The sequence below is a fragment of the Deinococcus sp. genome, assembly GCF_018260555.1.
Lineage (GTDB): Bacteria > Deinococcota > Deinococci > Deinococcales > Deinococcaceae > Deinococcus.
The window spans coordinates 1-12,384 of the sequence record NZ_JAGLBB010000010.1; the positions used below are offsets into that span (position 1 = coordinate 1).

General features: G+C 69.1%; 12 protein-coding genes. 9 read left to right on the forward strand and 3 right to left on the reverse strand.

The window, feature by feature from the left end; genetic code table 11:
- Both QZ271_RS03325 and QZ271_RS03330 read left to right on the forward strand, forming a co-directional pair.
- A partial coding sequence (locus tag QZ271_RS03325) for a hypothetical protein (protein WP_291428951.1) occupies nucleotides 1-205 on the forward strand: 205 nt, incomplete at its 5' end.
- 93 nt (nucleotides 206-298) lie between these two features.
- Entirely contained in the window at nucleotides 299-2,803 is a 2,505-nt protein-coding gene (locus tag QZ271_RS03330) for a glutamine--tRNA ligase/YqeY domain fusion protein (RefSeq protein WP_291428953.1), read from the forward strand.
- Nucleotides 2,804-2,900: 97 nt separating this feature from the next.
- Here the strand turns inward: QZ271_RS03330 and QZ271_RS03335 are convergent, their stop codons facing one another.
- A complete protein-coding gene (locus QZ271_RS03335) occupies nucleotides 2,901-4,325 on the reverse strand; it encodes a hypothetical protein (RefSeq protein WP_291428955.1) in 1,425 nt (474 codons plus the stop codon).
- A 112-nt stretch (nucleotides 4,326-4,437) separates the two neighbouring features.
- Between QZ271_RS03335 and QZ271_RS03340 the strand changes: the two genes are divergently transcribed.
- The 4 genes from QZ271_RS03340 (at nucleotide 4,438) to QZ271_RS03355 (ending at nucleotide 8,704) form a co-directional block, all read left to right on the forward strand.
- The gene (locus tag QZ271_RS03340; RefSeq protein WP_291428957.1) at nucleotides 4,438-4,728 is read left to right on the forward strand and encodes a hypothetical protein; all 291 of its coding nucleotides are present in this window, start codon (nucleotides 4,438-4,440) and stop codon (nucleotides 4,726-4,728) included.
- Between the two features lie 121 nt (nucleotides 4,729-4,849).
- Nucleotides 4,850-6,733 carry an ATP-dependent zinc metalloprotease FtsH gene (gene ftsH / locus QZ271_RS03345; RefSeq protein WP_291428959.1) on the forward strand — a complete coding sequence of 628 codons (1,884 nt, stop codon included), beginning with the start codon at nucleotides 4,850-4,852 and terminating at the stop codon, nucleotides 6,731-6,733.
- Between the two features lie 136 nt (nucleotides 6,734-6,869).
- Complete coding sequence (locus QZ271_RS03350) at nucleotides 6,870-7,346, forward strand: (4Fe-4S)-binding protein (RefSeq protein WP_291428961.1); 477 nt, start codon at nucleotides 6,870-6,872, stop codon at nucleotides 7,344-7,346.
- Between the two features lie 38 nt (nucleotides 7,347-7,384).
- Nucleotides 7,385-8,704, forward strand: a complete 1,320-nt coding sequence (locus QZ271_RS03355; RefSeq protein ID WP_291428963.1) for a thymidine phosphorylase — start codon at nucleotides 7,385-7,387, stop codon at nucleotides 8,702-8,704.
- 80 nt (nucleotides 8,705-8,784) lie between these two features.
- Here the strand turns inward: QZ271_RS03355 and QZ271_RS03360 are convergent, their stop codons facing one another.
- The gene (locus tag QZ271_RS03360) at nucleotides 8,785-9,186 is read right to left on the reverse strand and encodes a cell division protein FtsB (protein WP_291428965.1); all 402 of its coding nucleotides are present in this window, start codon (nucleotides 9,184-9,186) and stop codon (nucleotides 8,785-8,787) included.
- A gap of 235 nt (nucleotides 9,187-9,421) precedes the next feature.
- On the opposite strand from QZ271_RS03360, the gene QZ271_RS03365 reads away from it, so the two are divergent.
- The 3 genes from QZ271_RS03365 (at nucleotide 9,422) to QZ271_RS03375 (ending at nucleotide 11,452) form a co-directional block, all read left to right on the forward strand.
- Complete coding sequence (locus QZ271_RS03365) at nucleotides 9,422-9,892, forward strand: thioesterase family protein (RefSeq protein WP_291428966.1); 471 nt, start codon at nucleotides 9,422-9,424, stop codon at nucleotides 9,890-9,892.
- Complete coding sequence (locus QZ271_RS03370; protein ID WP_291428968.1) at nucleotides 9,889-10,239, forward strand: hypothetical protein; 351 nt, start codon at nucleotides 9,889-9,891, stop codon at nucleotides 10,237-10,239. The genes QZ271_RS03365 and QZ271_RS03370 overlap by 4 nt, the downstream gene beginning before the upstream one ends.
- A gap of 304 nt (nucleotides 10,240-10,543) precedes the next feature.
- A complete protein-coding gene (locus tag QZ271_RS03375; RefSeq protein WP_291428970.1) occupies nucleotides 10,544-11,452 on the forward strand; it encodes an ROK family protein in 909 nt (302 codons plus the stop codon).
- A gap of 213 nt (nucleotides 11,453-11,665) precedes the next feature.
- Here the strand turns inward: QZ271_RS03375 and QZ271_RS03380 are convergent, their stop codons facing one another.
- Nucleotides 11,666-12,340 (reverse strand): V-type ATP synthase subunit D, encoded by a 675-nt coding sequence (locus tag QZ271_RS03380; RefSeq protein ID WP_291428972.1) that lies wholly within the window; start codon nucleotides 12,338-12,340, stop codon nucleotides 11,666-11,668.
- Nucleotides 12,341-12,384: the final 44 nt, after the last annotated feature.

The window sequence follows — 12,384 nt, forward strand, 5'->3', positions numbered from 1 at the left end:
CGACCTCGCCACGCGCGCCGCCCGCGCCGCACCGGACAGCGTGTTCGTGCAGGCGCACGCCGGGATCGCCATGAGCCTGCTCCGGCACCCGCAGGCCCGCGCGGTCCTGACCCGCGCCGCCACCCTGGACGCGCAGGGCGCCCTGGACCGCGATCTGCAGACCCAGGTGCGTGGCATGCTGGGCAGCCTGGCAGCGCGGCCCTGAGACCCCGGCGCGCCCCGCAGGCCCGTGAGCCGGGGGCATGAACTGGCGTGCGGTTTGGGCGGCCCAGCGCCGCACCCCGCTATGCTGGGCAGCATGACGGCCCCCGACTCCTCTCCTGCCGCCGGTGACGCTGCGCCGCGCGTGGCACCGAACTTCATTACCGAGATCATCGAGCGCGACCTGAGTGCCGGGAAGTACCCGCAGGTCGTGACCCGCTTTCCGCCCGAACCGAACGGGTACGCGCACCTGGGCCACACGTTCGCGTCGTTCCTGGATTTCCAGACGGCGGCGCAACTGGGCGGGCGCTACCACCTGCGCCTGGACGACACCAACCCGCTGGGCGAATCGCAGGAGTTCGCGGACGCGATCATTGATGATCTGCGCTGGCTGGGCTGGGACTGGGGTGAGCACCTGTACTACGCCAGCGACAACTTCGGGCGGTACTACGAGTACGCCGAGCAGCTGATCCGCCAGGGTGACGCGTACGTGGATTCGGTCAGCGGCGACGAGATGGCCCGGCTGCGCGGCGCGGCGAACGAGGTCGGCACGCCCAGCCCCTACCGGGACCGCACGCCGGACGAGAACCTGGACCTGCTGCGCCGCATGCGCGCCGGGGAATTCCCGGATGGCGCGCACGTCCTGCGCGCGAAGATCGACCTGGCCAGCACGAACATGAAGCTGCGCGATCCGGTGCTGTACCGCATCCTGCGCGCCCACCACTACCGCGCCGGGGACGCGTGGTGCATCTACCCCATGTACGACTTCCAGCACCCGCTTCAGGACGCGCTGGAGGGCGTGACGCACTCCATGTGCAGCCTGGAGTTCGTGGACAACCGCGCCATCTACGACTGGCTGATGGAGAGGCTGGGCTTCGAGCCGCGCCCGCATCAGTACGAGTTCGGTCGGCGCAGCCTGGAGTACACGGTCGTCTCGAAACGCAAGCTGCGCCAGCTGGTGCAGGAAGGACACGTGAGCGGCTGGGACGACCCGCGCATGCCGACCCTGCGCGCCCAGCGCCGCCTGGGCGTGACGCCGCAGGCCGTGCGGTCCTTCGCGTCGCAGATCGGCGTGAGCCGCACCAACCGCACCGTGGACCTCGCCGTGTACGAGAACGCCGTGCGCGACGACCTGAACCACCACGCGCCGCGCGTGATGGCCGTCACGGACCCCCTGCGCGTGACCCTGAGCGGCCCGGACGGCCAGCCGGTACCGGCGCGCACGCTGGACCTGCCGTACTGGCCGCACGACGTGATCCGCGACTCGCCGGATGGACTGGTGGGCCTGCCCGGCGGGCTGCGCGTCCCGCCCGAGCAGGCCACGCGTCCCGTGACCCTCAGCGGCGAGCTGTTCATCGAGCGTGAGGACTTCAACCCGCAGCCGCCGAAGGGCTTCAAGCGCCTGACGCCGGGCGGCACGGTCCGGCTGCGCGGAGCCGGCATCATCCGTGCCGACCGTTTCGAGACGGACGGCAGCGGGCAGGTCACGGCCGTGCACGCCACGCTGCTGGGCGAGGACGCCCGCGCGGGCGGCGTGATTCACTGGGTAGACGCCGCGACCGCCGTGCCCGCCGAGTTCCGCCTGTACGACCGGCTGTTCCGCGTGCCGAACCCCGAGGGCGCCAACGAGGACGACCTTGCTGCCGACCTTGCTGCCGACCTTGCTGCTGACCTTAGCGGCGAACTGGAACCGGACTTCGGCCCGGAACAGCCTGGCCACGACGACGCCGACCTGCCTGAAAACCGGCCGGCCGCAACGGGCTTCCTGCGGTTCCTGAATCCAGACAGTTTGCGTGTCACGCACGGTTTCGTGGAGGCCAGCGTGACCGGCGACCCGGCAGACACCCGCTACCAGTTCGAGCGGCAGGGGTACTTCTGGCGCGACCCGGTCGACAGCCGCCCCGACGCCCTGGTGTTCGGGCGGATCATCACCCTGAAAGACACCTGGACCCGCGAGGCGCCCAGGGAGACGAAAGCGCCCCCCAGGCCGCGCGGGAAGCAGACCGGGCCGCAGAAACCGGACGTGAACCGGGCGCCGGACGCTGCCACACCCACCCCCGCGCCCGCCCCCCTGAGCCCGGAACAGGAGGCCGAAGCGACCCGCCTGAGCGCGCGCGGCGTATCGGACGCCGAGGCCCGCACCCTGGCGCGCGACCCGGCCCTGCTGGCCTTCCTGGCCGGGGCCACGCCGGACGGCACCTTCGCGCAGGTGGCCTCCTGGACCGCCAATGACCTCGCGCCGGGGCTGCGTGCCGGTGAGGTGCGGGTGCAGGCGGCCGATCTGAAGCCGCTGGCCGCGATGCTGGGCGCGCGCCAGATCACGACCCGCGTGGCCCGGGAAGTGCTGGCCCGCGCCGCGCAGACCGGCGAGGCTCCCGCCGCCATCATCGAACGCGAGAACCTCGCCGGGGGCCTGACCCCGGACGAACTGGCCGCCGCCATCGCGCAGGTCATGACCGCCAACCCCGACAAGGTGGACGCCTACCGGGGCGGACGCACGGCCCTGCTGGGCTTCTTCACCGGGCAGGTCATGCGCGCCACGGACGGCAAGGCCGATCCCAACGCCCTGAACGCCGCCCTGACGGACGCCCTGAAGGGCTGACCCTCTGGGGGGGGCTGGCGCTGACCGCCCGCTTCTGCTCCCACTCGATTCGCTCGGGTTAAAGGGTCTTCGCCACCCCTTCAACCCGGAATCCGGATCAGTTCAGCATGCGGCCGCCGCTGCCGCCCTTCTCGGCCATCAGCGCCTCGGCGCGGCGCATGTGCTCGATCAGCGTGCCGTGCCAGTCGTCACTTTCCGGGGTGTGGGTCAGGGCCTGCTGCGCGTGGGCGTACGCAGCGGCGGGGTCCGGGAAGCCCTGCTGGGCCATCACGTCGGTGGCCATCTGGTGCGCGGCGATCCAGTCGCGGCTGTCGGGGGCGGCCTCGCGGATCACCCGCCCGTAGTGTTCGAGCGCCTCGTCCAGCTGAAAGTAATCCAGGGCGACGCTGCCCAGCACCAGACTGGCGGGCACCACGGCTCCCTGCGCCAGGGCCTGCTCGGCCTCCAGTTGCGCTTCTTGCAGGCGGCCCAGCCGGTAATCGCACTCGGCCACGTCGGCCAGCACTTCGGGCAGGTAGGGGTACTCGGGTTCGTTCAGGACCGCCTCGAGTTTCTCGCGGGCTTCGACGGGCCGGTCGAGGTCCAGCAGGGCCACGCCCAGTTCGTGGTTGGCGTAGGGGCGGTCCGTTTCGGTGGCCAGGGCCAGCGCCGTCTCGAAGGCGGTGATGGCCTGGTCCTGCTGGCCCAGGTGGGTCAGGACCTGGCCGCGCACCAGGGCCACGCCGTAACTGGGGTCGCCGTACTGCGCTTCCAGGCGGGCGGCCTCGCGGATCATGTCGTGCGCCGTGCCGGGCTGCCCGAGGTTCAGGAGGGTCTGGGCGCGCAGGTAATGCCAGGTGGCGAGGTTCAGGTTGAATTCTTCCAGGTCGTCCTGCCGGGGGTGCGCGGGGTACAGGGGACGGGCCTGGTTCAGCGCGGCGTTCGCGGCTTCCGACTGGCCGTCTTGCAGCAGCAGCGCCGCCTGTTCCTGAAGCATTACGGCGCGGTTCAGCCCCTCGGCGTGATGCGCGGCCTCGGCGTACAGGTTGATGGCCTCGGCCGTCTGGCCCAGTTGCTCGTGCGCGTCGGCCTCCCAGGACCGCAGCCGCCAGCGCAGGTGAACAGGCAGGTCCGCGCTGGGAATGTGCAGGTCCAGCGCCTCCTGCGGTTTCTCGGCCAGCACCAGGGCGCACATGGCGTGAAAGCGGGCCAGCGGGTCGGCCGCGTCCCGTACGGCCTGCGCGGGCGCGGTGGCGTCTGGGCCGTGGGTGCGGGCGTCGAGTTCCGCGATCAGCGCGAGGTGCAGCGGGTCGGCGCGGACGGCCGGGTCGAGGATGCGGGCCTCGCGCAGCGCCGCGCCGATCTCGGCGAGGGCCGAATCGCCGTACAGGGCGTGCACGCTGCCAGTCAGCAGGGACAGGCGGGCGCGTTCGGGTTTGCGGGCCTCCTGCATGGCGGCCTCCAGGATGGTAAAGGCCGCGTCGTAGTCGCCGCCCGCGAGTGCCGCGCAGACTTGCTGCCAGGTGGTGTCCACGTCAATCATTCTTCCTCAGGATAGCGCGCCCAGTCATGCTTTGGGTGCTTGCGGGCCAGGGCGCGCCGTGATGAAGTGAGGGCCATGACACGCAGCGGACGGGCGGGTGGAGCGGGTGGTCGTGCGGGACGGAGTGGACGTTCAGGCCTGGCTGCGCGGCGGTCAGCGGGTACGGGTGCGCCGGCCGGACAGCGCCGTCATGATGGATTCGGCGCTGGCCGCCCACCTGAAGGCCCAGAACGTGGACCTACGCTTCGAGAGGCGTGGCCAGTGGCTCGGGATCGCGCTGAACTTCCTACCGTTGGCGCTGGTTCTGGCGTTGTGGGTGGGCGTGCTGCTGGGTCTGCTGGCGCTTGGCTTGGTGTGGCGGCGCGGTCGCCAGGAGGCGCGGGTCAAGGTTACCGAAGGCTAAAGCGCCGGTGAGGAAGGCTGTGAAATCGGGACAATTTCATACACCTTGAGTCTGGTACACTCAACTTCGGTGGGGCCAAGGGTGCCCCGAACGCCCCATTCACTCCCCCGGAGGACTGTTCTTGAAACGGCTCAATCCCTGGCTGATCGTTCTGTTCGTACTGGCCCTGTTCGTGATGTTCTCGCAGGCACCCATCAGCGGAAGAACCAGCGTGAACTACAACGAATTCAAAGCCCTGCTGGAGCAGGACAAAGTCTCCCAGGTGATCGTGCGTGAGAACACCGCCACCGTCACCCTCAAGGAGCCCACCCGGGTTGCGCTGCCCACCCCGGCAGGCCAGCAACCCCGCACGACCGAAACCCGGTCCTTCACGGTGCGCCTGCCCAGCAGCCTCGCCACGCCCGACAGCGGCCTGATCACGCAACTGGAGGCGCGGAACGTGGATCTGCGCTTCGAACAGCCCAGCCAGTGGCTCGGGATTCTGCTGAACTTCCTGCCCATCATTCTGCTGATCGGCATGATGTACTTCTTCTTCATGCGCTCGCAGGGCGGCCAGAACGGCGTCATGCAGTTCGGGCAGAGCAAGGCCAAGAAATACGGCAAGGAAAACCGCGTGCAGACCAAGTTCACGGACGTGGCCGGTCATGAGGAAGCCAAGCGGGAACTGATCGAGGTCGTGGACTTCCTGAAGAACCCCGCCAAGTACCACCAGATCGGCGCGGAGATTCCCAAGGGCGTGCTGCTCGTCGGCCCTCCCGGCACCGGTAAGACCCTGCTGGCCCGCGCCATCGCCGGCGAGGCCGACGTGCCGTTCTTCTCGGTCAGCGCCAGCGAGTTCATGGAGATGTTCGTGGGGGTCGGCGCGAGCCGCGTCCGCACCCTGTTCGAGGACGCCCGCAAGAGCGCGCCGGCCATCATGTTCATTGACGAGATCGACTCTATCGGCCGGAAGCGCGGCGCAGGCATCGGCGGCGGTCACGACGAGCGCGAGCAGACCCTCAACCAGATCCTCTCGGAAATGGACGGCTTCGACAAGGCCAGCAGCGTGATCGTGCTGGGCGCCACCAACCGCCCGGACGTGCTGGACCCCGCGCTGCTGCGCCCCGGCCGCTTCGACCGTCAGGTGACCATCGACCTGCCGAACCTCAAGGAGCGCGAGGCGATCCTGAAGGTGCACCTGCGCAACAAGCCCATCGGCAGCGGCGTGGACGTGAACGAGATTGCCAAGAGCACCCCGTACTTCAGCGGCGCGGACCTGAAGAACGTCACGAACGAGGCGGCGCTCGAAGCGGCCCGCATCGGCAAGACCGTGATCGACATGAGCGACTTCTACCGCGCGCTCGACAAGATCACCCTGGGCCTCGAGAACGGCAGTCTGACCATCAGCGACGCCGAGAAACGCGCCATCGCCTTCCACGAGGCCGGGCACGCCGTGACTGCCGCCGTGATCCCCGGCAGCGACAAGCTCCAGAAGGTCAGCATCATCCCGCGTGGCCGGGCGCTGGGCGCGGCGTTCTACCTGCCCGAAGAACAGGTGCTGATGAGCAAAGAGCGCCTGGAAAACCAGCTGGTCGTGGCGCTCGGTGGCCGCGCCGCCGAGGAAGTCTTCATGGGCAACGTGACCAGCGGCGCGGCCGATGATTTCCGCAAGGCGACGAACATCGCCCGCAAGATGGTGCTGGAGTGGGGCATGGGCGAGAACTTCAAGAACATGGCCCTTACCACCGACAGCGGCCCCGTCTTCCTGGGCGAGGACATGGCCAGGCCCAAGGCGTTCAGCGAGCACACCAGCCAGCTGGTCGATGAGGACGTCAAGCGCATCCTGACCCGCGCCTTCGAGCGGTCGCGTGAGATCATCACCGAGTACAGCGCCGCCATGCACGAGGTCGCCGAGGCCCTGCTGTCACAGGAACTCATCACGGGTGACGTGGTGCGTGAGGCGGTGGCCCGCGTGAACGGCGCGCCGCAGCCCACGCCGGAACTGGCGAAGCTGCCCCCCGCCTGATCTCCCACCCCTGACTGGCCCCCCTCCGCTGCGAGGGGGGTTTTCTTGGCCGTGGGCGCCTCCCGGTTCCGTTGAAGTACGCCGCTCGGGCCCGGCACCCGAGCGGTGGCGCGGCGCAACTTGCGTACACTGGGGCATGACCAAGCCAAGCCAGCAGGATCTCGCGCAGGGCCGGGCGTACACCGCGCCGGGCATCACGGTCTACTACGACGCCCGGCGCTGCCTGCACGTTGCCAACTGCGTCAGGGGCCTGCCGGACGTGTTCGACCCGGCCCGCAGGCCCTGGATTCAGCCCGCCAACGCCGGGGCGCAGGCGGTCGCGGCGGTCGTGCGCACCTGCCCGACCGGGGCGCTGCACTACGCCCTGCACGACCAGCCGAATCAGCCTGATCAGCCTGACCAGGAGACCGAGATGCCGCAGGAACCCACCACCGTCACCCCCACGCCCGACGGGCCGGTGATGATCCGGGGCAACCTCGTGATCGAAACGCCCGGCGGGCAACAGCGGGAAGTGCGCGCGGCGCTGTGCCGTTGTGGGCAGAGCAGCAACAAACCTTACTGCGACGGCACGCACGCGAAAGTCGGCTGGAAAAGCACGCCCGGTCCCCTGTAGCGCGGCGGGGCAGAACTGCGGCAGACGTACACTACGCTATGACCACCTCGACGCCCAATGCCGTGAACATCCCCGACCTGATTCGTAAGAAACGCGATGGGGAAACCCACACCCGCGCCGAACTGGAAACCCTGGTGCTGGGCTACACGCGCGGCGACGTGCCGGACTACCAGATGAGCGCGTGGCTGATGGCCGTGTTCCTGCGGGGCATGACCGAGCAGGAAACGGCTGACCTGACGGTGGTCATGGCCGAGAGCGGTGACCTGATGAACCTCGGGGACCTGCCCCGCACCGTGGACAAGCACTCCACGGGCGGTGTGGGCGACAAGACCAGCCTGATCCTGACGCCCATGCTGGCCGCGCTGGGCCAGACGGTCGCCAAGATGAGTGGGCGCGGCCTGGCGCACACCGGGGGCACCATCGACAAGCTCGAAAGCATTCCCGGCTGGACCAGCGAACTCGATGAGCACCACTTCATCGCGCAGGCCCGCGAGATCGGGCTGGCACTCGTCGGGCAGAGCAGGGACCTCGCCCCGGCTGACGGGAAACTGTACGCCCTGCGCGACGTGACCGCCACCGTGGACTGCCTGCCCCTGATCGCCAGTTCCATCATGAGTAAAAAACTCGCGTCGGGCGCGCACACGGTCGTGCTGGACGTGAAGGTGGGCGCCGGAGCATTCATGCGTACCCTGGACGCCGGGCGCGGACTGGCCCGCGCGATGGTGGACATCGGTAACCGCGCCGGGCGGCAGGTGCGCGCCGTCCTGACCGACATGGACACCCCGCTGGGCCACATGGTCGGCAACAGCCTGGAAGTCCTGGAGGCCCTGGCGACCCTGCGCGGCGAGGGCCCGCAGGACCTGACGGACCTGTGCGTGGCGCTGGCCGTCGAGGCGCTGGCCGCCCAGGGTGAGGACGAGACGCAGGCGCGCGGGCGGGCGCTCGCCACCCTGCGCGACGGCTCGGCCCTCGCGAAATTCCGGGCGTTCGTGGCCGCGCAGGGCGGAGACGCGACCTACGTGGACGACGTGAGCAAGTTCGACGTGGCGCCGGGCCGCGCCGACGTGACCGCCCAGAGCGCGGGCTTCGTGGCGGGCATCGACGCGCTGAGCGTAGGCCGCGCTGTGCTGGCCCTCGGCGGCGGGCGCGAACGCAAGGGCGAGGCCATCGATCACGGCGTGGGCGTGGAACTGCTGCGTAAGCCCGGCGAGGCCGTGCAGGCGGGCGAGAGCGTGATCCGCATCTACCACAGAAGTGCCCGTGGCCTGGAAGTCGCCACGCGCCTCCTCAGCGAGGGTCTGACCCTCAGCGAACACGCGCCCGCCACGGAGCCGCTGATCCTCGACCGCGTGTTCTGAACGACGTCGAAGGCAGAAAGGTGATGGTTGATGGAAGGGAGACCCCCTCTGTCAACCATCACCTTTCGGGCATCACCCCTCTACGGAACGCGCAGGGCCTTGCAGTTCTCGCCGGGCGGGGTTTCCGGGGCGTCGCTGGCAACCACGACGCGCTCGCCCACGGCGACAAAGCCCCGGCAGCGGGCCAGGGCGCGCAGGTAAGTGGGGTCCTGGTGGGCTTTCACGGCGTCCTGAAGGACACGCACGTCCTGTTCCAGGGTGCCGGTGCGGGTCAGGGTATCGCGGGTCTGGGCGCTCCAGGTGACGCTGCGGTACGCCGAGTTGACCAGCTGAAAGCTCAGCTGCACGATTCCCAGTCCGGCCAGCAGACTGGCGATCATCATGGTGAGCGGCAGGCGTTGCAGGCGCTGAATACGCCGCTGGAGTCGCTGCCACCACGTCGCCCGGGTCGGCGGGACGGGAGGAGGCGGAAGGTCAGTCACGCCTGCCAGCATAGCGGGCGGCGCGCCCGATTGGATGGGTGACACGGATTCCGAGTGATTCGGCCCAGTCCCGGATCAATCCGAGCGGATGCGAGTGGGAACAGCAGACGGATGGCGCGACATGGAGCCGCAGGCGGCGCTTTTCCGACTGTGGTGGAATGGAGCGGCAGTCCGTATGAGATACGCGCCGGCGGGGCGGCGCACCCGGCCGGACGGGGCGCTTTACACTGGGAGCATGACGGTTTCTACAGACGCAGTCCCGGCGGGCGCGGCCTCCCCCACGCGCATTCCCGCGCTGAACTGGGGCGACGCCCACCGCACGGTCATCCAGTTGCGGTACGGCGACCTGGACGCCATGGGGCACGTCAACAACGCCCGCTACGCCGAGTTCCTGGAGGTGGCGCGCATGGATCTGTCGCGCGCGCTTGAGGTGCGGGACGCCGATGACCGTTCGGTGCTGGCGCGGCTGGAACTGGACTACGTGCGGGACATCCGTCTGGGGCAGGAGGTCGTGATCGAAACGCTGATCGAGCGGGTGGGCCGCACCAGCTGGACGGGTGTGGCCCGCATCCTGGCGGACGGCGTGCCGTGTGCGTTCGCGCGGTCCGTGCAGGTGCGCGTGGACGGTCAGGGGCTCCCGGCCGTGATTCCGCCGGGCTTCACGGAGCGGATCGCCCCGGTGCTGGTGCGGACGACCACGCCGTGAGCGCCACGTACGAGGACCGGGTGCTGTACCAGGGCGACGTGTGGGTGCGGATCGATACCCTGCCGCGCATCCTGGCGGAAGGCTGGCGGCGCAACCTGATGGACGGCGGCGTGGTCAGCGTGGTCCGCACGCCGTTTCAGTGGTCGATGGGGAGTCCCGTGATCGAGATCGAGACGGGCGGGTATCAGGGCGACGTGGGCCTCTACGTACCCGAGGTGCAACTGGCCGAGGCGCTGGACCTGCTGGGCTTTGCCCCCGAGTCCGGCAACCCGGGACCAGACGGGCCGGAGCCGGATGAGCACGCCGCTGCCATACGCCCAGAGGGGTCAGACCGCTCAGGCACGTGATACGGATTCCGCTCTATACCGCCTCACGTGGGTGCGCACTGCCTGAAGCTCCATGCTGCGAACTTCGTTGTTAGTGCTGCTCGCATCTGACGGACTCTCGCAATGCTAGACGTACTTCACCGCAGTCCGTCTTAATTCCGGCCCTGGGCGGCGCGGTACAGTGAAGAGCGTAGACCTGACCGTTCCCGTTTCTTCGTTCCGGCAGGCCGGGGTCAGACCGTAGTGGGAGCCTGCACTGGAAGCGTTCCCAGTCGTGGGGTCAGCCCGGCCCCGCCACGAGTTCACAGCAAACCCAGGAGCAAGCATGACCAATCCCTCCATTCCCGAACCCATCAGCATCGGCATTGACGTGGGCGGCACCAAGATAGCCAGCGGCGTCCTGCGCGGCGACGAACTGCTTGACGCTCACGTGATCCCCACCCCGGAAACCGGCTGGGAAACCGTACTGGACGCCATTGCCGGTGAGATCCGCCGTCTCCAGGACCGCCACCCGCACGCCCGACTGATCGGGGTGGGCATTCCGGGACCACTGAACACCGACCGCACCCGCGTGAAGTTCGCGCCGAACATCTACGGCTTCACCGACGTGCCCCTCGTGGACGGCCTGCGCGACCGCCTCGCGCAGCGCGTGGTCCTGGAGAACGACGCCAAGGCCGCCGCGCTGGCCGAGGCGCACCTGGGCGCCGCGCGCGGCGCCGAGAGCAGCATCTACGTGACGGTCAGCACCGGCATCGGCTCGGGCATCGTCCTGAACGGCCGCATCTGGCGTGGCCGGCACGGCATTGCCGGGGAGATCGGGCACATCACGGCCCTGCCCGGCGGCCCGGTCAGCGGCGCGGGCCTGGACGGCGCCCTCGAAGCGGTCGCCAGCGGCACCGCCATCGCCCGGGACGCCAGTTTCGCCCTGAACCGCGACGTGAGCACCGCCGAGGCCTTCCAGCTGGCGCAGCAGGGGCACCCTGCTGCGCGGCGCGTGATCGCGCAGGCCATGCGGCACATCGGCATTGCCCTGGCCGACCTGCAAAAGACCATCGACCCGGAGGTGTTCGTGCTGGGTGGTGGGGTCGCCAGCGTCGGGGATTACTTCTTCCACGGCGTGCAGGCCGCCGCCGACGAGTACGCGCAGGGCTTCGCGCCCGTCACGATCCGCCGCGCGCAGCTGGGCACGAACGCCGGCGTGATCGGCGCGGCCCTCGCGGCCCGGCACGGCTGAACCCATGACGCCCTGACGACCGCCCTGACGGCCGCCCTACTCATAACGGTTGAAGACGCGCCAAAGACGACGTGCAAACGCAGCTGTGGCGCCGTTCGGGGCAAGCGGCGCGGCATACACGGGGTTGCGGCGTGACAGGGCGCTCTTGTCCGGGCAGCGCACAAAAAAACCGCCCTCCGGGTGGGGGGCGGTTCAGAGGGTGCCGTGAAAGGTTCAGTCTGCGGCGCTGCCGTGGTGTCCGGCCTGCGCGTTGGCCTTGTCCTTGGCGGCCTCGGCTTCCAGTTTCGCCTTGATCTTCTTTAGGGTGAAGCTGGCCTCGCGTTCGCGCTGGTCGAGCACGCCGCGAATGAAGCGGATGTCGTCCTGAATGCCTGGAATGCGGATCTGTTCCAGGGCGTTCACGCGGCGGCTGGTCTTCTTGATTTCCTCGCCGATGCGCCGCAGTTTCGTCTCGGTCGCGGCGACCTTGACGATGGCTTCCAGCACGCCGCCGAAGTCGGTGGCGGCCTGGATGGTGCGCGCGCCGACGTTGATGGGGCTGAACGTGGCGGTCTTCGCGCGTTCCGGGATTTCAATCTTGGGGACTTTCACGCCGTAGATGCTCACGATCTGCATGTCAACGACGTAGTCGCCGCTGCCCGCAAGGCTGAGGCTCTCGACGGCTTCGGGGCTGTCCCAGGCTTTCGCGCTGAACAGGCTGGTGTACGCGCCCTTGCTGACGCCGGCGAGTTCCTCGCGCGCGGCGAGGGCGTCCTTGACAAGCGCGAAGAATTCCCCGATCAGGGCGTCACGCTTGCGTTTCAGGAGGTCCGCGCCGCTCTGCGCGGTTTTCAGGCTGGCCTTGCTGGCCAGCATGGCGCTGCGGGTGGGGCTGATCTGTTCTGCCATAAGTATTCACCTCCCTGGTCGGTCGGTCACGACGGAAGGCGGGG

What these genes read in the sequence shown, in the direction of transcription:
- QZ271_RS03365 (WP_291428966.1), top strand. Translation starts at nt 9,422, where the DNA reads ATGACGGTTTCTACAGACGCAGTCCCGGCGGGCGCGGCCTCCCCCACG.
- QZ271_RS03330 (WP_291428953.1), top strand. Translation starts at nt 299, where the DNA reads ATGACGGCCCCCGACTCCTCTCCTGCCGCCGGTGACGCTGCGCCGCGC.
- QZ271_RS03375 (WP_291428970.1), top strand. Translation starts at nt 10,544, where the DNA reads ATGACCAATCCCTCCATTCCCGAACCCATCAGCATCGGCATTGACGTG.
- QZ271_RS03350 (WP_291428961.1), top strand. Translation starts at nt 6,870, where the DNA reads ATGACCAAGCCAAGCCAGCAGGATCTCGCGCAGGGCCGGGCGTACACC.
- QZ271_RS03380 (WP_291428972.1), bottom strand. Translation starts at nt 12,340, where the DNA reads ATGGCAGAACAGATCAGCCCCACCCGCAGCGCCATGCTGGCCAGCAAG.
- QZ271_RS03355 (WP_291428963.1), top strand. Translation starts at nt 7,385, where the DNA reads ATGACCACCTCGACGCCCAATGCCGTGAACATCCCCGACCTGATTCGT.
- QZ271_RS03335 (WP_291428955.1), bottom strand. Translation starts at nt 4,325, where the DNA reads ATGATTGACGTGGACACCACCTGGCAGCAAGTCTGCGCGGCACTCGCG.